Consider the following 22,246-nt stretch of genomic DNA (forward strand, 5'->3'; position numbering starts at 1 on the left):
TCATGTTTCACCTCATTCATTTATAGCCAGTCTATTTTAATATTTATTGAAAATTTAGGAGCACGTCATGAGCCAAGAAAAACCAAATGAGCTTAATCAAACACCTCAGACGTCCACTGGCGCTCCAACAACAGACACACCTATAGCGTCCGATATAAGCAAAGAAGAGCCTGCTACAACCTCTTCGCCATCAGTAACTGAGACAGCAGAAGGTGATGTAGAAAACAGTTCAGATAGCAATGAAACACCAATGCCGCCAAAAGAGCCGATACCCGATACTACTGGTTGGTCGCCCAAGAAAAATCCTATCTAAACTTAGGCTTATTAATTTTATTGATTGTCATTGGCGTGGCATTGATTTTGTATGCATGGAAGCTTCCACCGTTCACCCCAACGGTACAGCAAACCAATAATGCTTTTGTCAAAGGTCAGACGACTATTATTAGCCCGCAAGTTTCTGGCTATGTGACCAAGGTAGCAGTGCAAGACTTCGCCAACGTAAAAGCTGGCGACTTACTCATAAAAATAGATGATCGAACCTTTCAGCAGCAGCTCGAACAAGCACAAGCAAATACCGAAGTAGCCCTTACTAACCGCTCTACCAATGACCAAGATACGCAAACTAGCCAAGCGCAAATCGAAGCACGTAGGGCTGATTTGTATAGTGCCAAAATCAATGTAGAAAGCGCGCGTGAAGATGTCAACCGTTATCAAGGTTTAGATGCTATTGGTGCGGTATCAAAAGCAGAAGTTGCTCACATCAAAGCGCAATTGGCTCAAGCACAAGCAGGTGTACAGCAGGCAGAAGCTAATTTGCAAGCCGCTCAAGAAAACCGTGAAAAGACTAGCGGCAGTCGCTCATCGCTAGATGCAAATATCAAAAATGCTGAGGCAGGCGTCAAGCAAGCACAAATCAATCTAGACAATACTATCATCACTGCGCCTGAATCTGGCCAGCTAAGCCAAGTCAGTGTCAAAGAAGGCCAATACGTCAGCGCTGGTACGCAGCTCATGTATATCGTACCAAAAGGTATTTGGATTATTGCAAATTTTAAGGAAACTCAAATAGCCAATATGGCAATCGGTGAACCTGCGACCATTCATGTCGATGCACTTGGTGGCGCTAAATTTACGGGGCACGTGAGTAATATCTCGCCAGCCACTGGTAGCGAGTTTAGTGCTGCTGCAGCCAACCCTGCGACAGGCAACTACATAAAAATCGCTCAACGTATTCCTGTACGCATCGACCTAGACCAAAACCAGCCTGAACTGGCACGCTTACGCCCTGGCATGTCAGTTTCAGTGGATGTCGATACCAATATTAAATGAAAGGTTGAATAAAAAGATAAATAAAAAATAATACCAAATAAGGTAAATAGCTAACGTAAAAAAGCCACTCTAGACACCAAAGAAATTGGATTTAGAGTGGCTTTTTAGTTTTCTATAATCTATAGCTTGAGGCTACAACAACTATGGTAATAAACGCTTGATTGTCCAGCTTGTATTGCCTTCACTGACTTCACTGTTGTCGCCACTACTCTGCGTATACACAATTCGGTCATGCATCCGATTGGCGCGACCTTGCCAAAATTCAATACTTTCAACCGTAATTTCATACCCACCCCAAAACTCTGGCGTTGGTACGGTAGTATTGTCAGGGTGCGCTGCTTGAAGCTGTTCAAACGTTTGCTCCATGACTTCACGATTGGCCACTTCACCACTTTGCGGTTGACTGACCCAAGCGCCTACTTGACTATCATGGGGACGCTTTTGGAAGTAAGCAGCCGATTTATCAGCAGCGATTTTAGCAATACTACCGCTGATACGGACTTGGCGCTCCAGCTCATGCCAGAAGAATAACGTTTCGGCATTAGGGTTCTCTTCAATATCCTGCCCCTTTGCGCTTTCATAATTGGTATAAAAGACAATACCTGTCTCAGTAATTTCGCGTAGTAACACAATACGGACGCTAGGCTTATTGTCTGCGCCACATGTTGCCAAACTCATTGCATAAGGCTCTTGCACCTTTTGCGCTAATGCTTCATTCATCCAAGCTTTAAAGAGCTCGAATGGTGACGTTGGTACTGACTGTTGGTCAAGCTCACCTTTCTCGTATGAGAGGCGTTGGTCGGTAAAGTCCATGCTCATGGCAACTCCTTGTTTGAAAACTATAATGTTGTTGTCTTGAATACCAGTCATTGCCTTAAATACTATTAACCTAGTACTGATTTTATAAGATCAGCTAAGTCATTAGCCATTACATCACACTCTATTTCATCATCTGACTCTACCATCACGCGAATCATAGGCTCTGTACCTGATTGACGTATCAACAGACGACCACGACCCTCCAGCGTTGCCTGTGCTTTATCAAAAGCAGCAACCAACTCTTCATGTTTGAATGGGTCTTGCATTTGAGACAAACGTACATTGACTAGCTTTTGCGGTAACACTTCAAAACCTTCAACAAGCTCACTTAGCGCACGCTCTCTGGCTTGCATCACTGCCAATACTTGCAAACCAGCAATGATAGCGTCTCCTGTGCGACTTTTGTCTAAGCAGAGAATATGACCAGATGGCTCACCGCCCAATATCCAGCCATTAGCTTCTAAATCCTGCATCACGTAACGGTCACCCACCTTTGCGCGAGTAAATTGAATATCAGCATCTTTTAGCGCCAGCTCTAAACCCATGTTACTCATGAGCGTGCCGACAACACCTTCAGCTTTGGTTTTACCTTGGGTAGCAAGCACATATAAGATACCATCACCATCGATCAGCTTGCCAGTCTCATCAACCATTACGATACGGTCACCATCACCATCTAGTGCAATACCGACATCTGCTTCATGCTCAAGCACAGCCTTTTGTAAGCTTTCAGGATGGGTGGAACCACATTCAGCATTGATATTGATACCGTCTGGCGTATTATTGATGGCAATCACGTTGGCACCCAACTCGCGCATGACTCTAGGTGCTACGCTATAGCCTGCGCCATTGGCACAATCCACTACTACCGTCAGATGACTAAGGTCGTACTGATAAGGGAAGCTGCCTTTGCAAAATTCAATATAGCGACCTTTTGCATCGTTAATACGATTGTTCTTACCTAAATTTGCAGGATCAAGAATAGGCATTATGGCAACATCACTACTAACGTCGTTCATAATTGCCGTCAATTTATCATTAATTGCAGTTTGCATCTCATCAGTAAGTTTTTTGCCGTCACCTGAGAAAAACTTAATGCCATTATCATAATAAGGGTTGTGCGAGGCTGAAATAACTACACCAGCATCTGCATTAAAGCTACGGGTCAAATGCGCAATCGCTGGAGTTGGCAATGGGCCAAGCATATAGACATCAACACCGGCCGCATTAAAACCTGCTTGTAACGCTCCCTCAATCACATAGCCTGACAGACGCGTATCTTTACCAATCACCACACTTGGCTTACGCGTAGGATTTTCATTTTTTCTATGAGAACAAGCCCAGTGACATAGCCTAGTTTTAAGATAAAGTCCGGTGTAATTGGTAATTCACCAAATTTTCCACGAATTCCATCAGTGCCAAAATAGCTCATTATGTGTTCCTCAAGTCAAAAAAATAAAAGGCCAAACGTATACGCAGGCAATGCTATTGTTGTAATAATCTGTTTCTGTATTTTACAAAAAAACAGCCAACAATAACAGAGCATTGTTGGCTGTTTGTATCCTAAGCTCGCTGCAGCCTTACGTCTCAGCTAACATTAATACGATTTAAATCTATAAAAGGGAAGCATTTTATGGAACGACCTAGTTTACTCGATAGTTCGGTGCTTCTTTAGTGATTTGCACATCATGCACATGCGACTCTTTCATACCCGCTGAGGTTACTTTGATAAACTGCGGATTGGTGCGCATATCTTCGATAGTGGCAGAACCAGTATAACCCATTGATGAACGTAAGCCACCAACCAACTGATTAACGATACCCGCAACTGGTCCTTTATAAGGAACACGGCCTTCGATACCTTCTGGTACTAGCTTCTCTACGCCATCTTTTGCATCTTGGAAGTAGCGATCTGAAGAACCATTTGATCCTGACATCGCACCCAAACTACCCATACCGCGATACGCTTTATAGTAGCGACCTTGGAACAGCTCAACTTCACCTGGCGCTTCTTCGGTACCAGCCATGAGTGAACCAACCATGATGCATGATGCACCTGCAGCGATTGCTTTTGCCATGTCACCTGAGTAGCGGATACCACCGTCAGCAATCAATGGAATGCTGTCTTTTAGGGCGCTAGCAACATTATCAATCGCTGAGATTTGTGGTACACCGATACCTGCGATAATACGCGTAGTACAGATAGAACCAGGACCGATACCTACTTTTACTGCATCAGCACCTGCGTCACGTAAAGCGATTGCAGCTTCACCTGTTGCGATATTGCCACCGATTACTTGTACATGCGGGTAGTTTTTCTTGATCCAAGATACTTTATCGATCACGCCTTTTGAGTGACCGTGTGCAGTATCAACGACGATAACGTCAACGTCAGCGGCGATTAATGCTTCAACGCGTGCTTGCGTGTCGGCACCAGTACCAACAGCCGCGCCAACACGTAGGCGACCTTGTTCGTCTTTACATGCATTTGGATTGTTTTCAGCTTTGGCAAAGTCATTAACAGTAATCAAACCACGCAGACGGAAGTTATCGTCAATAACGATGACTTTTTCGATGCGGTGCTCATGCAACAATCTTTTGATATTCTCGTTGCTTTCACCTTCATGTACAGTTACTAGCTGCTCTTTAGGTGTCATGATCTGGCTAACTGGCAACGATAAATTGGTCTCAAAACGCCAATCTCTATGGGTAACAATACCCACAACGTTATCTGTGCCTTTTTCGACCACAGGCACACCTGAGATATTGTTATCTTGCGTCAAACGTAGCAATTCACCAATCGTCATCTCTGGATGCACAGTGATAGGATCAACGACGGTACCCGCTTCAAATTTTTTGACACGGCGTACTTGGGTGGCCTGCTTTTCGATGTCCATGCTCTTGTGCAAAATACCCATGCCACCAAGTTGTGCCATAGTGATAGCCATTTCAGACTCAGTCACCGTATCCATCGCCGCAGAGATTAACGGAAGATTAAGTGTGATGTTTTTGGTCAAACGAGTAGACAGATCAGCAGTTTTTGGCAGAACTTCAGAATAGGCTGGTAATAATAAAACGTCATCAAAGGTTAAGGCTTCATCGACAATTCGCAACATACAGACCCCTAGTGGTGGTTATTTTGATGGGTAGGAGCTCAGGGTCAAGCGTATCAATCATTGCAGCTGCAAGCACAGTGCCGACTCATCGCTAACCACTCAGTTATCCTATAAAAATAACGCCACATTATAACAAATAAGCGCCTCGCTGACACACTATATTTGTCAGATTATTTTACACAAGTGCGTCTTTATCGATGACAATTATGCTTCAAACCATTAATAACTCGCTTTTAAAGCTAATCAGGCTCGCAAAGCTCATCGCTATACCCAATCTCTAGTCGCCTTTTGTTAACGTAAAGCGCTCTGTAGGTAGATACTTGTTCTGCTGTGCGTGCAAATAACCAAGCATTTGCTCCCGTATCTCACAAGCCAGCGTCCATGCCTCTATAGGCCCTACCGATGAAACAGCGCCGCGCAGTTGAATGGTATTTTCGGTCACATCAACCACATACATTTCGGGTTCCGTTTTATTATCCCAAAGCTTATTGTCTTTGACCATCGATATAAATGCCTCTCGGATAGCGTCGATATCTGCGCCATAATCGATATACAAAAACACAGGACAGGTCTGATGAACTTCTGTATGCGACCAGTTTTCTACCCGTTCAGTGATTAGCTCACGCATCGGCACGATCAATCGTCGCTCATCCCATGTTTTTAGCACGGCATACGTGTAACGCAGGTCTTCAACCGTACTAAAATTACCATCCATTATCACACTATCGCCAATCCGTACTGGCTGCGTCACTGCTACCTGCACACCAGCGATGATATTCCCTAATATTGGCTGTGCTGCAATACCGATAACCACACCTGCAATACCCGCTGAAGTCAGTAACGTCTTGCCAAGGCCTTCCATATTGGCAAATTCACTAAGACCTATCCAGAAACTTCCCAAAATCATCGCGAAAATAAACACACGACGGAATATCGATACATAGGTACGGCGACGACGTTCTTTATCAAAATGCTCTGCAGCCAAATTTTCAATCTGCATATCTTGATAACGATTGGCAAAAAAGTTAATGATACGAATACCCAACCACATGGTACTAAATACCAGTCCAATCCAAATGAGTGGACGCGTAGATGAGGCGACTGCATCCAAATAAGGAAAACCACCAGAAACCAAGGTAAAAACCAGTGAAAAACTGATGGTAAAGGTTAATGGTACTGTTAGCTTGCTAACCAAATCTGCGACGCCGTTGGTACTGCCAACATACATGCTGTATTTTTCTTCATCGATATAATGATTGATGATTTTTGCAGTACCTTTACTCAGTAGCCAACCCATACCCATGGTTAATAAAAAGAACAATATCAGCGCTGAGAATTCCCATAGCGCAATCCCAAAAAACTTTAGCTTTAACCAAGTGGGTAAATAACGCTCAAACTCGGCTGGATGATACTGCTCATAGAGATTATCAATATTGCCTACTGTCTGCGCCGAAAACACCCAGACAGGTGCTTCATCCCCTACCCGCACTCGCTGCAAATAGATAGGAACGCGGCGCTCGCGATAATCAATATAGCCAAGCTGGATAGAGCGTCTAGCAATACCCATGACACTGCTATTATTACCAAGCGGTGGTTCAATTAAGCCATCGGGGCGATCTGGCATATCGTCGAATACATATAGCTCTTTTTCGGACAATAAGAAATCTAGTCGCTTTGTGAGATCAAGCGCACGGCTACGTTGGCTTTTCTCATCAATCAAATTCATGTTTAGCGCGTAAGCGGCCAAATCATACTGCTGTTTCATTAACGCTGATTGAAAAAACTCTAAAGCTGCAAGCGGTGTTTCTAAATTAGGTGGCTCAGATAATGGCGGCAACCCAGCATTTAGCTTATCGAGTATATAGTAACTCTCACTATATTCTCCGGTCAGTGCCGTATCCCCTTGTAGCCTGCCTGCCTGCTCCACTGCGTTACGCTCAGTAGGATCGAATATCTCTTCAGTAATACCAGAAATACTGACACTCTCATCTTTAAGCGCATTGACTTGCTGAGCGGCATATTCAGTAAAACTATCAGGCTTACTAGGCGTTTGCTTTTCTGACTCGCTCGTACTCTGTCCATTTTCATTATTTGCTGCGTAAACAGGTGTATAGATCACACTTATAGCGACAATCAAAAAGCCCAACAATACTTGCAGCACATGGCTTTTAAAACGACTTTTCTCTACATCTACTTGATGATTATCATCTGAGCGCAAAACGGCACAATAATGGTTCATAAGATTGTCTTTAAGTGTATTCATGTTTTCAAAGCCATCAGTCTACAAAAGGAAAGTATAAAAAATATATCGGCGCTGCTTTAACCTAATTCAGTAAGCAAAAAAAGCCAGCCTAAAGCTGACTTAATTTATTACAAGATTTGTAGCTATTTACCATATAAACGGCAAGAGTTGTTTTAAGCGCGGCGCCATGTCGTGCCAGCACGGCTATCTTCGAGCTCAATACCCGCCTCTTTTAGTTGCTCACGTATCTCATCAGCACGGGCAAAGTTTTTGTTGGCTTTAGACTCTGCACGTTCGATAATTAAATTATCAATAACGGCATCCGTTAGACCATCTTCTGCCTGATCACCAGTCACTGCTTGCAAAAACTGCTGCACTGGCTGCTGTAAAATATTTAATACTTGAGCCAATGCTTTTAGTTGCTGGGCTAATTGCCATGCGGTATCGACGTCTTCTGCTTTAATGGCTTTGTTGATATCACGTGCCAATCCGAATAAGACGCTAATGGCCGTCGAGCTATTAAGGTCGTCATTCATCGCCTTGATGAAGTCTTGACCAACCGCGCTATTATAAGCCTCAGCCACTAAGTCTTCATTGATTACGATTGACTGTCCTTTTTGCTGCTCAGCCAATTTTAGTGCATTATATAGTCTGCTTAGGCTATTATGTGCTTCATCCAATGCGCTATCAGAGAAGTTAACTTGGCTGCGATAATGGCTTGATAATAAGAAAAAACGTACCGTTTCAGGTAGGTATTTTGCCATGACATCGCGAATGGTAAAAAAGTTGCCCAGTGATTTAGACATTTTTTCGCCATCGACATTGATAAAACCAACATGCATCCAGTTGCGTGCATACTCACAACCAGTTGCTGCCTCAGACTGCGCGATTTCGTTTTCGTGATGCGGGAACTGTAAGTCATGACCACCGCCATGAATATCAAAGGTACTACCTAAGCACTTAGTCGACATCGCTGAACATTCGATATGCCAGCCTGGACGTCCTTGACCCCATGGCGATGCCCACTGCGGCTCGTCAGGTTTTGCCGCTTTCCATAGTACAAAGTCAAATGGACTACGTTTATCATTCTCAACTTCGACTCGCGAACCTGCCTGCATATCGTCTAGATTACGCTTAGATAATTTGCCATAACCGTCAAAGCTATCAACAGCATAGTAGACATCACCGTTGTCGCCTGCATACGCATAGTTGCCAGTGACCAATGTCTCAATCATATCCTGCATATCATCGATATGATCGGTCGCACGTGGCTCAGCATTTGGCATCTCGCAACCAAGCGCCGTCGCGTCTTCATGCATCGCTTCAATAAAGCGCTGCGTCAATGTACCAATCTCTTCACCGTTTTCAGCAGCACGGGCAATGATTTTATCATCGATATCAGTGATATTACGTACGTAATTCACGTCGTAACCCAAACGTGCCAACCAACGAACGGCCATATCAAAACCGACCATCACTCGCGCATGACCAATATGACAATAGTCATAAACAGTCATGCCGCACACATACATACCAACCTGCCCTGCTTTGAGTGGTACAAACTGACGCTTGCTGCCAGTCAATGAATCGTAAATGGCAAGTTGGGACATCGCATCTGCAAGTGGTGTGGTCATAGTAAAACAGCCTTGTAACGTAAATAAAATAGAGAAATGTGAAATCTCAGCCGCCGTGTATGAATAAGCCATACCAACAACTGTGACTATAAATTAAGCAAATAAAAAAATTCAGACCAAAAAACGTCATGATATAAAACGTAACCCATTATCTTAGCGAAAACAGGCGTAAAATACTACAATGAGCGTGCAACTAACGCTATTCAATCATAAAAACCGTTAAGGATGTAAAGATGGGCAATCGCTTAAGCAAAATATACACACGTACTGGAGATGATGGCAGCACTGGTATGGCTGATGGCAGCCGCCTTAGTAAAGCGGACGATCTATTTAGCGTCATGGGTGACATCGACGAGCTCAACTCACATATCGGCTTGGTACGTGCGCAACTAAAGCACAATAAAGGGCAGTCTATAGAGAAAGAGTTCTCTGAAGCCTTGGTCATCATTCAGCACTTGTTATTCAATATAGGCGGCGAGCTTGCTATGCCAGAGTATGAAGGGGTTAATGCCACTCATATTGAATGGTTAGAGCAGCAAATAGATATGATGAATGCCACATTGCCACCGCTAAAAGACTTTATTTTGCCAACAGGTTCTATATTGGTCAGTCAATTACACGTGGCGCGTAGTGTATGTCGCCGTGCTGAACGTCAAGCTGTAATATTGCAACAGCAGCGTCCACAAGCGATTCGCAGTACTGCCGTCAGCTTTATCAACCGCTTATCCGATTGGCTGTTTGTTGCTGCACGCTTTTGTACAGACCCAGAAAAAGTCTCTGAAGTATTGTGGGACAGTCAAGCATTGAAAACGTTCACTGACAGTCAATAATACAAACTAAGGATTTAACAATAAATAGCTTAAACACAAAAAACCCCGCGACATGATTGTTACGGGGTTTTTATTATTCAGCAATAGCAATTCGGTTTACTAGAAATCACTATCTCTTATTACAATGACAAATTAATAAGTCGCGCTGTTGTCTTCAATGATGACCATATCAATGGTTTCATCTTTAGGTACGGCTTTTGGTGTGGCTGGCTTGCTAGGCTCGACAACAGCTGCTTGGGTGTTTGCAGTTGAACTGTTCTGACTTTCAGCAGGTTTATTGATGGTTGGCGGAGGCGTAGGTTCAGTTGGACGAATTGGCTCAACTGGCGTTACGGTTCTTGGCTGACGGATTGGCGCTGTTTGAGTCGTATCATTGTTCTGCGTTGCACGGCGCTCAGCAGCACGTTGGGCGCGTTGCTCATCCATTGCAGTTTTAAATACAGAACCTGCCATCACATCTGCAACGACAGTAATCAAAGCAGGCTGACCTGCAATACGTGTACGCACTTGACCGCCTTGAGTACCGACGATGTAAGTGAACGCGTCATCAACGAGCATATTGTTATTGATGCGGATATTGTCTTGCGCTAAACGCGATTGTAGACTTGGCTGATTATTGGCCGCTTGTACCTGACTGGCTTGATACAAGTCTTCACTTGGTAGCGTCATGCTGACACTTGCTTGACAAGTGGTCATACCGTTCTCATTGGCTTGTTGCAAGATGGCAGCGTTTTGGACGTCAATGACAACGCCATTGGTTTTTTCGCTAACCACGCCGTTTGCTAAACTGATTTCGGCATCATTTGCATAATTGGCAGCCAATGACTGTGCTTGTTGATTGAGCGTATTTTTAGAGCTGACTTAAGGCGATCTTGCACCATAGGATCATCACAACTGATCGCAGGTGCAACGCTGTTTTCAGCATCGACCGTCTCTTGCTCTGTTAGCTCTGCCTGCTCAGTAGTGTCTTTTTATCTGAGCGATCACAGCCTGCAAGCGCCAAACCACATACCAATCCAATCCCAGCAACTTTATGCCACTTGCTCAAACTTATATTTGCTACGCTCATACTAACTCTACTCCCAATTTACAGGTTCGTACCGCCACTGACTGACAGTGTTCAACATTCAAATGCAACGCTAGCTGCTACAGATATGAAAACCACATCATTATACGGTGTTTAAATCAAATGGTCATTAGTGTAGCCCATGGATATACAAATAGTGCCCCTCATTGTGGAAAAACCTTCGTTTGGTTGCAAAAACATAACAAACATTCGCAGATTTAGTCCCTAAAAATTCATATTTAAGAAAGTACGGATTACATTGCAGTTTTTGTTAGACGTCATTGATATGACGCTATATGATTGGGCATAAAAACCATCGATAATTGGTGCATATGATAAATTTTAGAGATACGTTGTTGTTAGGTCATCGAGGCGCACGCGGTGAGGCGTTAGAAAATACCTTTTCAGGCTTTCAATACTCTCAGAATCTCAAGTCAAGAGGCTTAGCAGGCGTAGAATTTGATATACAACTAAACGCTGATGGTCATTTAATTGTATTCCACGATGACGATTTAGAGCGTATGTGCGGTCGACAATCACGTATTGATCAGTTAAAGCTCACAGAGATTCAATGCCAATTGCAGTTTGGCCAACCTATTATGACATTGGCAAGCATGGCACCTGCACTTAACGGATTTAACGTTATTGAGCTTGAAATTAAGACGCACAGCCGTACCAACTATGCAGTATTGATTGCAGCGCTTCAGCAGGCATTTATTAATACACCTCTTGCCAGCTTACCAGTTGTGTTGACGAGCTTCGATGTTGAGTTACATAACCGTTTGCAATGTCACAAACTATTATCTCATATACCTCGCGGCTTGCTTATTCGTACGCCAGAAGCATTGGCAAGCGCGACCAATACCGCATTGCAACTCGGCTGTATTCAACTAGGCATTCATCATCCGCTTTTGACCCAAGCTGTCATCAAGCATAGCCACCGTTATGGATTGCCAGTAAGTGCTTGGACGGTTAATGACATTCCCACCATTGAGAAACTCATAAAATGGCAGACCGATGTCATCATTACGGATTTTCCAAGTCATTTGCTGTTGCCTTAACTGACTTAACCATACTTTTTGATATTTAATCAGTTTTTCGTTAAACGCATTCTTTCCTACATATCTACCCTCCTTGTTACACTTCTCCTTCATGTCTGATAAGTCACTCATATTTTTGACCAATACATTCTATAATCCATACAAGTTATTGTTATTTAGCAATATTTTTATAGTGTATAAGTGTTCACTTTACACGCTTTTTAAGGTACTATGGTGGCTTAAATTAATACCGTTAGGGATATTATATGATTGCAAAAAAGCACTTGGCTTACCGCTTAAAGGCTTACGTTTCGCTATCAAATCTGGTGACACGCTTGTAAAGACCGCCAGCACTCAATTAACGCGTTTTAAGACTCGTTTTGATGAGAAAAAGCGCAAATGGCGCTTGATGAGCAGCCTGTTGCCAAACGCAATTATGCTAAAGCTTCTGAGCAAGCGGATCTTTCTGCGCAAGAGCAAAGCATTGATATGCGCGAGTTTGAATTTACCAAAGCACCGATCAATTGGATTCCGGCGACTATTTTGGTAGCGACGCCGATTGCTGCTGCTATCATTACGCCATGGTACTTGTTCACTCATCAAGTGAGCGCACCTGTTTGGGGTGTATTTGGTGCCTTTATGGTATGGACTGGTATCAGTATTACGGCAGGTTACCATCGTCTAATGGCGCATCGTGCTTATAAAGCGCATCCAATTGTCAGAAACTTTTTATTGCTTGGTTCTACCTTAGCGGTACAGGGTTCTGCGTTTGATTGGGTTTCTGGTCACCGTACTCACCATCGTCATGTAGATGATCGTTTGGATGATCCGTATTCAGCACAGCGTGGATTCTGGTTCAGTCATATTGGCTGGATGCTACGTAACTACCCTAGCGGCAAGTTCGACTACAAAAACATTCCTGATTTGACTAAAGATAGAGTTTTACAGATTCAGCATAAATACTACGGTCTATGGGTAGTTGCCATGAACGTTGGTATGGTTGCCGCTATCGGCTGGTTGCTTGGTGATGTTTGGGGTACATTGGTTATCGCAGGCCTACTACGCTTGGTATTGACGCATCACTTTACGTTCTTTATTAACTCGTTCTGCCATATGTTTGGTACACGTCCTTATACAGATACCAATAGTGCTCGTGATAACTTCTTCTTGGCTATCTTTACGTGGGGTGAGGGTTACCATAACTACCATCACTTCTTCCAATACGACTATCGTAATGGCGTGAAATGGTGGCAATATGACCCAACCAAATGGTTAATCGCGGGTTTATCAAAGCTTGGTTTAACTTCTGAGCTGCGTACTGTTGATGATACGACTATCAAACATGCAGAAGTGCAAATGCAGTTTAAGAAAGCTCAGCAGCAAATCGATACAGCAGCAGTAAGTGGCCTTGACCTTCCTCATGCGATGAAGAGCTTCCAAGACCGTATTAAGTTTGAATATGATGCCTTTACGCAGACTGTTGAAGAATGGCAAGCGCTAAAAGCAAAAACTATCGAGCTTAAAAAGACAGAGTTTGCTGATCGTTTGCATGAAGTTGATGATAAGTTGAAGCATGATTATGCCAAAATTGAACAGAAAATCCTTGAGCATAACAGCAATCTAAAAACCGCCTTCCGCTCTATTGGCGCGAACGAAAAAGCGGCTTAATTAACCTCTGATTTGTTTTGTAATTTTGAAGCTTCTCCATCCCCCTATCCGTCCTAGATAGGGGGATTTTTTTGCTTATAATTTATCGCTTATGTCATTTTAGCTGCTTCCAATGACCTTATTATCATAACAAATGGTCAAATACCTTGGCTGAACCATTGCTTTCTCTAATCCAAAAACAATAACCATCCATCATATTCAGTTAATTAAAGAACGAAACTTTATTTTTTGGTTAGATATTACAAGAGACGGACAGAGTGCAACGATGCCATATGAGAGCTATGCTATAGTGACATTCTCACTTTTATATTTTAATGGAAACGGCCTGTATGCGTTATCAAAACACTTACGTCAATCTAGACACGCGCCTTTATCATGAGCAGCCACCGACGCCACTAGACAATCCTCGTGCTGGTCACTTCAATACTCAAGTTGCACAGCAGTTAGGTTGGGCAAACGATGAAGACCTGATGACCAATTGGGTTGAGATATTGGGTGGTCAATACGTGCCAGCTGATTTTAAACCACTATCGATGGCATATGCTGGTCACCAGTTTGGACAATGGGCTGGGCAATTGGGCGACGGACGCGGTTTGCTAATGGCGCAGGTACTCGATAATGATGGACAGCCACAAGACTTGCATCTTAAAGGTGCTGGCTTGACGCCCTATTCACGCATGGGTGATGGGCGCGCAGTCTTACGTAGTACCATTCGCGAATACCTGTGCGGTCATGCATTGACCCAACTTGGCATCCCCTCGTCTAACGCTCTGGGGTTTGTGGTATCTGATACGAGAGTCCGCCGTGAGCGTATCGAAGCAGGTGCAGCACTAATGCGTGTGGCAGACAGTCATATTCGTCTCGGTCATGTCGAATGGATTGCCAGCTTTGCCCCTGATGTACTGGGTGAGTTCACTAACTATATGATTGACACTTATTATCCAGAGTGCCGCGATAGCGAAACGCCTGTCTTAGCTTTCTTGACCGCAGTGGTTGAGCGTACGGCCCGTATGATTGCTGATTGGCAATTGATTGGCTTTGCTCATGGTGTCATGAATACAGATAACTTATCTATAACAGGCAGTACTTTGGACTTCGGGCCGTTTGGCTTTATGGAGCGCTTCAATCCTGCATGGATTAATAATCACTCAGACCATACGGGTCGCTACGCTTATCAGAATCAGCCTGCTATAGGGCATTGGAATCTAAACGTTTGGCTGCCACACTTTATGCGCCTAGAAGGCGTCACTCGTGAGACGCTCGCTGATTGCTTAGCACCTTACGAAGCAACCTTTATGCAGCACTATCAGCAAGGTCTGTGCCGCAAGCTTGGCCTACCGCATCAAAGAGAGAGTCTCAGCTTAGCCTTTGAATGGTTGACACTATTAGAAGACAACTTGCTTGACTACACCAATAGTTTCCGCGCCCTACTCGGTTTGGTCGCACCAGCAGATCATCCTTATGAGCAAAAGCTGTTGGCTACTATGACCACTGAATTAAGTAGCGATGCGCAACAAGTATGGCAAGACTGGTCAGCACGTTATTTGGCACAGATTGAGCAGCTGCCACTTGAGCAGGCAGTTAACGACATGCAGACAAATAATCCTGTCTATGTCCTTCGTAATAGCATGGCGCAGCGTGCAATTACTGCCGCAGAGCAAGGCCAGTTTGAAGAAGTTGATCGGGTATTCCGTTTACTAGCCAATCCTTATAGTGTGCAAGATATCGCTAATGATTTAGATAGCAGTGCGCCTGCGCCTGATACACCGCAAATGCCCATTAGCTGCTCATCTTAGTAGTTGCCCGCTTTAACACTTTTCAATTCTGTAATATTTTGAAACATTATGAAATTAAGGTTGATATCTAACCGCATTTTTTGGCATTATCAACGAGATAAATAACGAATATCATTTTATTGTATTATTCGCACAATTCACTGTTGTTGACTAGGCAGTGAATTGGCAATAATGCTAGAATGAATATTTTAGCTAGTTTGCTTTTTTGACCTGATCTTTGATCGTCGACCATGATTCTGATGGTCGTGAGTCGTTTAACGTTTTTAACTCTTTCAGTTATTATCATTCAATGATTTTTGGAGGGTTAGACGTTGTTTTTTATCACCATTTAATTTATTCCAATTTATTCCAACCATGGCAATTATTATGAATGACGATACCACTTCGAATACGGATAACCTCAGTACAGAAAAAGAGCAGTTTGAACAAGCTGCCTTACATTACCATGAGTTTCCACGCCCAGGTAAAATTTCGGTAACCCCTACTAAGCAGCTAGCCAACCAACGTGATTTAGCACTCGCCTACTCTCCAGGCGTTGCTGTACCTTGTCTTGAGATCCAAAGAGATCCAAAACTTGCGTCTAAATACACGGCACGTAACAACCTAGTTGGTGTTATCACTAACGGTACTGCTGTATTGGGTCTGGGTAATATCGGTCCATTGGCATCAAAACCAGTTATGGAAGGTAAAGGCGTTCTATTTAAGAAGTTCGCAGGTATCGACGTTTTTGATATTGAAATTGCTCAAAATGATCCAGATAAGTTCATCGAAGCGGTTGCCTCGCTTGAGCCTACCTTTGGTGGTATCAACCTAGAAGACATCAAAGCACCAGAATGTTTCAAAATCGAGCGCGTACTACGTGAGCGCATGAACATTCCTGTGTTCCATGATGACCAACATGGTACGTCAATCATCGTTGCCGCAGCCATGCTAAATGCTTTGTTGATTACTGGCAAAAAAATCGAAGAGATTAAAATTGTTTGTTCAGGTGCAGGCGCAGCAGCCATTTCTTGCCTAGATATTATTTGCGCGCTTGGCGTGAATAAGAACAATATCATTGTTTCAGACTCACGCGGTATCATCAGTACTAGCCGTGAAAACCTTGATGAAACCAAACAGCGTTATGCTCGTGATATCACGGCTACTTCTATCGAAGAAGTCATGGACGATGTCGATATGTTCCTAGGCCTATCAATGCCAGGTACACTATCAGAAGATATGGTTCGCCGTATGGCAAAAGATCCTATCGTCTTTGCACTTGCCAACCCAACACCTGAAATCATGCCAGAATTGGCACATGCGGTACGTCCAGACGTCATCATGGCAACTGGTCGCTCTGACTATCCAAACCAAGTAAACAACGCGCTATGCTTCCCGTATATCTTCCGCGGTGCATTGGATGTTGGTGCGACCACTGTTAACGAAGAGATGAAAGTTGCTTGTGTAAAAGCAATCGCTGCGATGGCACACGTTGAAGCTACTCCAACTACTAGCGCTAGAAACATCGAAAAGATGCAGAGCTTTGGTCGTGACTACTTAATCCCAGGCCCTCTAGAGCCAAATCTAATCATTGAAATCGCATCAGCTGTGGCCAAAGCAGCGATGGATTCAGGCGTTGCCACGCTACCTATCGATGACATGCAAGCCTATCGTCAGCGTCTGTCTGAGTTTGTTTATAACTCTGCGTTTGTGATGAAGCCAATCTTTGCTCGTGCTAAAGCCGATCCAAAACGTATTGTGTACTGTGAAGGTGAAGACAACAACATCTTGCTTGCTGTGCAAGTCGTCGTTGATGAGAAGCTAGCACAACCTATCTTGGTTGGTCGCCCTTCAGTTATCGAAGCCAATATCAAAAAGCTAGGCCTACGTCTAAAAGCTGGTGAGAATATTACCATCGTCAACGTTGATGACGATCCTCGCTACAAAGACTACTGGCAGGGCTACTACGAGAAAAATAAACGCCGCGGTGTAAGCATTGAGCTTGCGCGTCGTGATGTTCGCCGTAAGACGACTTTGATTGGTTCTTTGCTGGTCGAAAACGGTGCAGCAGATGGCATGGTATGTGGTACCTTTGGCCATTACCAATTGCATCTAAAATACGTTGAAAGCGTCATTGGCAAAAAACAAGGTATGAACGACTTCTATGCAATGAATGCGGTACTCATGCAAGATCGTAATATCTTTATCGCCGATACCTATGTCCATGAAGACCCAACGGCTGAACAATTGGCTGAAATGACTGTCTTGGCAACGGATCAGTTACGTCGCTTTGGTATCACGCCACGCGTCGCGCTAGTGTCTCATTCTAATTTTGGTGCTTCAGATCGTGCCAGCGCTGTCAAAATGCGTAAGGTTCATGAGCTATTGACCAATATGAACGTCGACTTTGAGTTTGAAGGCGAAATGCAAGGTGATGCCGCGCTTAACGAAAATATTCGTCTAAACGATATGCCATCAAGCCCATTGAAAGGTGCAGCGAACCTGCTTATCTTGCCAACCCTTGATGCCTCAAACATCGCTTTCAACCTGCTTAAAACAGCGACTGGCAGTGCTTCTATTGGCCCTATCCTATTAGGTACTAATAAGCCGGTACACATTTTGACGCCATCAGCGACAGCACGTGGTATCGTCAATATGACTGCATTGACCGTCACTGAAGCGCAAGACCTAGAAAACGAAAAATAGTCATATATCATACCCAGTATGAATGCACTGTAGTCGGTTCAAGTTAATTTGGATGCAAGGAAGCCGAGTGAAAGTACTACAAATAGTAGACTGAGCGAGGCTGACACCCTACCCAATTTATAGAGGATTGACCATATCAAGAAGGGCTCTGTCATCCATTGACAGAGCCCTTCTGCTATACTAAAACCAGTCAATGCAACTTATAAAGCATTGGCTGTTTTTTTGATTTATAAAAATTGAGCTAGCGATATAAAACTCAATAATAATAAGAGGCTTCTATGCAAATTTACCTTGTGGGCGGCGCTGTACGCGATCGACTGCTTAAGCGTCCTATCAAGGACAAGGACTTTGTCGTCGTTGGCGCTACTGTTACAGAGATGATTGATGCTGGGTTTCAACAAGTGGGCGCTGACTTTCCTGTGTTTTTGCATCCGACCAGTCATGAAGAGTATGCGTTGGCACGTACAGAGCGCAAGCAAGGCTCAGGCTACAAAGGTTTTAGCGTACATGCCAGCCCTGATATTAGTCTAGAGGATGATTTGCGCCGTCGTGATTTAACCATCAACGCGATGGCAATCGAAGTTACCAGCTTAACCGATGATACCCCGATTAATGGACAAGTCATCGACTACTATGGCGGACTGCAAGACTTAAAAGTAAGACATTGCGTCATGTGTCCAGTGCTTTTAGTGAAGACCCATTACGTGTGCTTCGAACGGTGCGCTTCTATAGCCGTTACTACGATTTGGGATTTGCCATCGCGGATGACACTTTAACGCTGATGCGTCAATTGGTTGATACAGGAGAGCTGGCTCACTTGAGCGCCGAACGTATTTGGCAAGAATCGAGCCGTGCGACTATGCAGCTATCACCGCAAGTCTATTGGCAAAAACTGTTTGAAATTGGTGCACTCACAGAGTATTTCGCGCCTTTGCATCATGCTTGGGATAATGTCCAAATAAGGGAAACAGCGCAGACAGCATTATATTTTGCAGGACAGATGCAGTTGAATTTATCGCAGCGCTGGGCGCTACTAATGACTAGCCTGTCTTCATCATTATTTAATAGCGAAAACTCTGAGTCTCCGTCTAACGTATCAACCGCTATAAAAAATATTAACGCTATCGGTAATAAAGCCAAAGTCCCAAAAGCACATACTCAGTTCGCAACTTTATTCACTCAGCAAGCTGAAAAACTAAGCACAATAAACAGTCTAAATGCGTCTGAAAAAATCGATTTAATCCAAGCCTGCGGTGCACATAAAGAGCCTGACAAGCTCTCTCAACTGCTAGTGTGCAGTCATGTGTTACAGCTAGCAACACAGCATCGCCAAATGATGTTAGCACTAAACAGCTTTCACGCCATCGGCATGACTGACATTGCGCCAGACCTTAAAGGCCCCGCTATAGGTGCAACCTTACGCCAAAGCAGGATTGAACACTTGCAAGCGCAACAATGATATAGATAAGCGCACTAGAGAAAAAAGTAGTATTGCTATGGACCAAGAACTTAATGCCTACCAAGCAGAAAATATGAATAACCAAGCGCCAGTGATGCTTGTCACAGGTAGTGCTAGGCGCATTGGGGCGGCTATTGTTAAAGCGGCTCATAGGCAAGGTTACCGCGTCATCATTCATTGTCACCGTAGTGAACAAGACGCTAATGACTTGGCTGACCATCTGAACGACATCCGTGCTAATAGTGCAAAAGTTATCGTTGCTGACTTGACAATAGTTAATGATGGGATGGCTTTAGACAGCTTCGTTAAAAATATCGTAGAGGCGTTTGGACAGCTTGATGTACTGGTGCATAATGCCTCACGGTTTTATCCTAGCCCACTCGGTAGTATCAATCATGCACAATGGGATGAGTTGCTTTTGACCAACGCGAAAGCCCCTTTATTACTGAGCCAAGCCCTATTACCTTATCTAAAGCAACAACAAGGCTGCATTATCAGTTTATTGGACATACACGCGCATGATAGACCGTTTAACAACTATACTGTTTATAATATGGCAAAGGCTGCGCATCGAATGATGGTACAGTCGCTAGCGTTAGAGATGGCGCCAGACATACGCGTCAATGGTGTCGCTCCTGGTGTCAATATCTTGCCTGACCCTACTAGCGACCAAGCTATTGATAACGAGCAGCAACAAAGTATTATCAATGCTATCCCCATGCGGCGCATAGGCCAACCTGATGAGATTGCTCATAGCGTACTATATCTTGTTCAGGCAAATTATGTCACAGGAGAGATCATCACCGTGGATGGAGGTCGTAGTCTAACCATAGCTGGTGGTCACCTGTAATACAAAAATATGGCTCAATAAAAAATATCTTGATTACTGCCTATCTTTTACTTGAAAAATTAGAAAAATCAGGTATCATTGTGCGTCTAACGTTAGGGCCCATAGCTCAGTTGGTTAGAGCAGAGGACTCATAATCCTTTGGTCGTAGGTTCAAGTCCTACTGGGCCCACCATATTCAAACCCTTACAGTCATTGACTTGTAAGGGTTTTTTATTGTCTGCTGTTTTTATTCTATTTTCCATCAGTACGAAAAAAGTAATCAAATAGTAATCGTTGTTGAGATATCTAAGGTAGGTCAAACTAAATCGCAGACACAAAAAAATAGCCCTGCCAAATTAATGACAGGGCACAGGGTAAACCTATTCAAATGCTACCAACCTTCTTTTTTAGCCTTGGCGTAAGCGGCTGCTAGTTTGGTGTCATACTTATTGATGTAGTAATTGCTGCCATTATAGCCTTTTGCGAACCCTGCCCAATCATGACGCTGTAATTCATCGACTAGATAGTTGACTTTGATGTATCGGCACATAGCATCAAGCTGTTTTGCCTCGCTCTCATACATGGCATCAACAAACGCTTTTAGTGATGGATAGCCTAGACTTTCAGCATTGAACCCCATTATCTGTCCTAAGCCCCACGATGCCGATAAATGAGCCACCTCCCAATGCAATGATTCGGCAATGGCTAGTTTCTCGTACTGTGGTCTAGCATTATAATCACCTGGTGATGAACTGCAAACATCAGGGAATAGTGCGTTAAGCTGGTCGCGCTTGGTAAAGTAATTAGCCTCGCCTAGATACTTCCACATTTTGTGACGTTCAAACAAAATGGTTGGTCTGCCTTGGTCGTCAAATCCACTAGAACGCGCCTCAATATCAATAACCGCTTTTAGCGTTGCAGGTTCTACACCTAGACCTTTTGCTGCAACGATAATGTCAGCACGTCCTAATTTTGGCTTATTTTTTGTGCAAGCATCAGGCTTGGTTAATACATCAACAGCCTTGCCTGTATTCGCTATTAGCTTATTGACTGCATCTAACGAGCCTTGCCCAAAGTCACCATCAATCTTACCTGCGTAAAAACCATTACTCGCTAACGCTGTCTGCGCCTTAATTACATGACCGTAAGCCATTCTACTCTCCTAGTTTGGTTTGCTCGATTAGACGGCCAACAACTGCACCAGCTAACGCTAAAATAGCCACGGTCTCAGCCATACCTAAATCAAGTAATGGCTCGTAACCACTATCTAAAAATAAGAATACGACCAGTGCTGGAACCCAAACGCCGTACAACCGTAACATCATCACCAACTTGTTTAAATAATCCATTTTTACCCCCAAAAAAACCACTCAAAAGAGCGGATAAGTTATTTCGGCAACCATTTTTTAATCCTGCGCTTAACACCATCAAAGAACATCGTAATAGCTTCAACGATATTGTCTATGAGTGTTGACGTTAAGATATTGAGCAGTGATTTAAAGAATTTTGGTGCGCTTTGTTTGATTTCCTCAATCAAAAACTGACCTGTTAGACCGATGCCGCCACCAATGGCAGCATGGACTGTTACAAATTCCATTTCTTTAGTTACAGCTAGATATTCAGATAGCGCACTAGCGATGAGCATTGACAGCATTGTGAACAAGATTGCTATTCTAATACCGTAGCGCTCGACTGGATTCATAGCCAGCGATCCGATTAGGCAGCCGCATATA

Annotated in this window: 19 protein-coding genes, 1 tRNA gene and 1 pseudogene; 11 read left to right on the forward strand and 10 right to left on the reverse strand. The window is 43.7% G+C overall.

Annotated elements, in window-relative coordinates; genetic code table 11:
* The first annotated feature begins 67 nt into the window (after positions 1–67).
* Both ACOBWA_RS08245 and ACOBWA_RS08250 read left to right on the forward strand, forming a co-directional pair.
* A complete protein-coding gene (locus tag ACOBWA_RS08245) occupies positions 68–313 on the forward strand; it encodes a hypothetical protein (RefSeq protein ID WP_420229010.1) in 246 nt (81 codons plus the stop codon).
* Entirely contained in the window at positions 286–1,329 is a 1,044-nt protein-coding gene (locus ACOBWA_RS08250) for an HlyD family secretion protein (RefSeq protein ID WP_420229011.1), read from the forward strand. Before ACOBWA_RS08245 ends, ACOBWA_RS08250 begins: the two co-directional genes overlap by 28 nt.
* Before the next feature lie 141 nt (positions 1,330–1,470).
* Here the strand turns inward: ACOBWA_RS08250 and pdxH are convergent, their stop codons facing one another.
* The 5 genes and pseudogenes from pdxH to cysS all read right to left on the reverse strand — a co-directional run bounded on the left by pdxH (position 1,471) and on the right by cysS (position 9,140).
* Positions 1,471–2,142 carry a pyridoxamine 5'-phosphate oxidase gene (gene pdxH / locus ACOBWA_RS08255; RefSeq protein ID WP_420230747.1) on the reverse strand — a complete coding sequence of 224 codons (672 nt, stop codon included), beginning with the start codon at positions 2,140–2,142 and terminating at the stop codon, positions 1,471–1,473.
* A 71-nt stretch (positions 2,143–2,213) separates the two neighbouring features.
* Positions 2,214–3,580, reverse strand: a pseudogene (glmM, locus tag ACOBWA_RS08260) (phosphoglucosamine mutase).
* 211 nt (positions 3,581–3,791) lie between these two features.
* On the reverse strand, positions 3,792–5,264 hold the full coding sequence (gene guaB / locus ACOBWA_RS08265) for an IMP dehydrogenase (RefSeq protein ID WP_057760534.1): 1,473 nt from the start codon (positions 5,262–5,264) through the stop codon (positions 3,792–3,794).
* A 277-nt stretch (positions 5,265–5,541) separates the two neighbouring features.
* Positions 5,542–7,503: a mechanosensitive ion channel family protein gene (locus tag ACOBWA_RS08270; protein ID WP_420229012.1), complete on the reverse strand. Its 1,962-nt coding sequence runs from the start codon at positions 7,501–7,503 to the stop codon at positions 5,542–5,544.
* A 176-nt stretch (positions 7,504–7,679) separates the two neighbouring features.
* Positions 7,680–9,140, reverse strand: coding sequence for a cysteine--tRNA ligase (gene cysS, locus ACOBWA_RS08275; protein ID WP_420230748.1), 1,461 nt, complete (start codon positions 9,138–9,140; stop codon positions 7,680–7,682).
* Positions 9,141–9,373: 233 nt separating this feature from the next.
* Between cysS and ACOBWA_RS08280 the strand changes: the two genes are divergently transcribed.
* Positions 9,374–9,970, forward strand: a complete 597-nt coding sequence (locus ACOBWA_RS08280) for a cob(I)yrinic acid a,c-diamide adenosyltransferase (protein WP_057760540.1) — start codon at positions 9,374–9,376, stop codon at positions 9,968–9,970.
* Between the two features lie 132 nt (positions 9,971–10,102).
* On the opposite strand, the gene ACOBWA_RS08285 is transcribed toward ACOBWA_RS08280, so the two are convergent.
* Positions 10,103–10,792, reverse strand: coding sequence for a hypothetical protein (locus ACOBWA_RS08285; protein ID WP_420229013.1), 690 nt, complete (start codon positions 10,790–10,792; stop codon positions 10,103–10,105).
* A gap of 121 nt (positions 10,793–10,913) precedes the next feature.
* The gene (locus tag ACOBWA_RS08290; protein ID WP_420229014.1) at positions 10,914–11,039 is read right to left on the reverse strand and encodes a hypothetical protein; all 126 of its coding nucleotides are present in this window, start codon (positions 11,037–11,039) and stop codon (positions 10,914–10,916) included.
* A gap of 329 nt (positions 11,040–11,368) precedes the next feature.
* Here ACOBWA_RS08290 and ACOBWA_RS08295 point away from each other — a divergent pair, with 329 nt between their 5' ends.
* From ACOBWA_RS08295 to ACOBWA_RS08330, 8 genes are all read left to right on the forward strand, one after another.
* Positions 11,369–12,097 carry a glycerophosphodiester phosphodiesterase gene (locus tag ACOBWA_RS08295; RefSeq protein ID WP_420229015.1) on the forward strand — a complete coding sequence of 243 codons (729 nt, stop codon included), beginning with the start codon at positions 11,369–11,371 and terminating at the stop codon, positions 12,095–12,097.
* Positions 12,098–12,565: 468 nt separating this feature from the next.
* The gene (locus ACOBWA_RS08300) at positions 12,566–13,744 is read left to right on the forward strand and encodes an acyl-CoA desaturase (protein WP_394123910.1); all 1,179 of its coding nucleotides are present in this window, start codon (positions 12,566–12,568) and stop codon (positions 13,742–13,744) included.
* A gap of 329 nt (positions 13,745–14,073) precedes the next feature.
* Positions 14,074–15,540 carry a protein adenylyltransferase SelO gene (locus ACOBWA_RS08305; protein WP_420229016.1) on the forward strand — a complete coding sequence of 489 codons (1,467 nt, stop codon included), beginning with the start codon at positions 14,074–14,076 and terminating at the stop codon, positions 15,538–15,540.
* Between the two features lie 366 nt (positions 15,541–15,906).
* The gene (locus tag ACOBWA_RS08310) at positions 15,907–18,225 is read left to right on the forward strand and encodes an NADP-dependent malic enzyme (RefSeq protein ID WP_160021186.1); all 2,319 of its coding nucleotides are present in this window, start codon (positions 15,907–15,909) and stop codon (positions 18,223–18,225) included.
* 278 nt (positions 18,226–18,503) lie between these two features.
* On the forward strand, positions 18,504–19,001 hold the full coding sequence (locus ACOBWA_RS08315) for a hypothetical protein (RefSeq protein WP_420229017.1): 498 nt from the start codon (positions 18,504–18,506) through the stop codon (positions 18,999–19,001).
* The gene (locus ACOBWA_RS08320; protein WP_420229018.1) at positions 18,899–19,684 is read left to right on the forward strand and encodes a hypothetical protein; all 786 of its coding nucleotides are present in this window, start codon (positions 18,899–18,901) and stop codon (positions 19,682–19,684) included. Before ACOBWA_RS08315 ends, ACOBWA_RS08320 begins: the two co-directional genes overlap by 103 nt.
* Positions 19,685–19,721: 37 nt before the next feature.
* Positions 19,722–20,534: a pteridine reductase gene (locus ACOBWA_RS08325; protein ID WP_420229019.1), complete on the forward strand. Its 813-nt coding sequence runs from the start codon at positions 19,722–19,724 to the stop codon at positions 20,532–20,534.
* A gap of 95 nt (positions 20,535–20,629) precedes the next feature.
* A tRNA-Ile gene (locus tag ACOBWA_RS08330) sits at positions 20,630–20,706 on the forward strand.
* Positions 20,707–20,904: 198 nt separating this feature from the next.
* On the opposite strand, the gene ACOBWA_RS08335 is transcribed toward ACOBWA_RS08330, so the two are convergent.
* Genes ACOBWA_RS08335 through ACOBWA_RS08345 form a run of 3 tightly spaced genes read right to left on the reverse strand, consistent with a single transcriptional unit; the run spans position 20,905 to position 22,215 of the window.
* On the reverse strand, positions 20,905–21,666 hold the full coding sequence (locus ACOBWA_RS08335) for an N-acetylmuramidase domain-containing protein (RefSeq protein WP_420229020.1): 762 nt from the start codon (positions 21,664–21,666) through the stop codon (positions 20,905–20,907).
* Position 21,667: 1 nt separating this feature from the next.
* Complete coding sequence (locus tag ACOBWA_RS08340) at positions 21,668–21,862, reverse strand: hypothetical protein (protein WP_420229021.1); 195 nt, start codon at positions 21,860–21,862, stop codon at positions 21,668–21,670.
* Positions 21,863–21,900: 38 nt separating this feature from the next.
* Positions 21,901–22,215, reverse strand: coding sequence for a hypothetical protein (locus ACOBWA_RS08345; protein ID WP_372845374.1), 315 nt, complete (start codon positions 22,213–22,215; stop codon positions 21,901–21,903).
* Between the last annotated feature and the right edge of the window lie 31 nt (positions 22,216–22,246).

The sequence above is a fragment of the Psychrobacter sp. ER1 genome (genome assembly GCF_048631835.1).
Taxonomy (GTDB): Bacteria; Pseudomonadota; Gammaproteobacteria; order Pseudomonadales; family Moraxellaceae; genus Psychrobacter.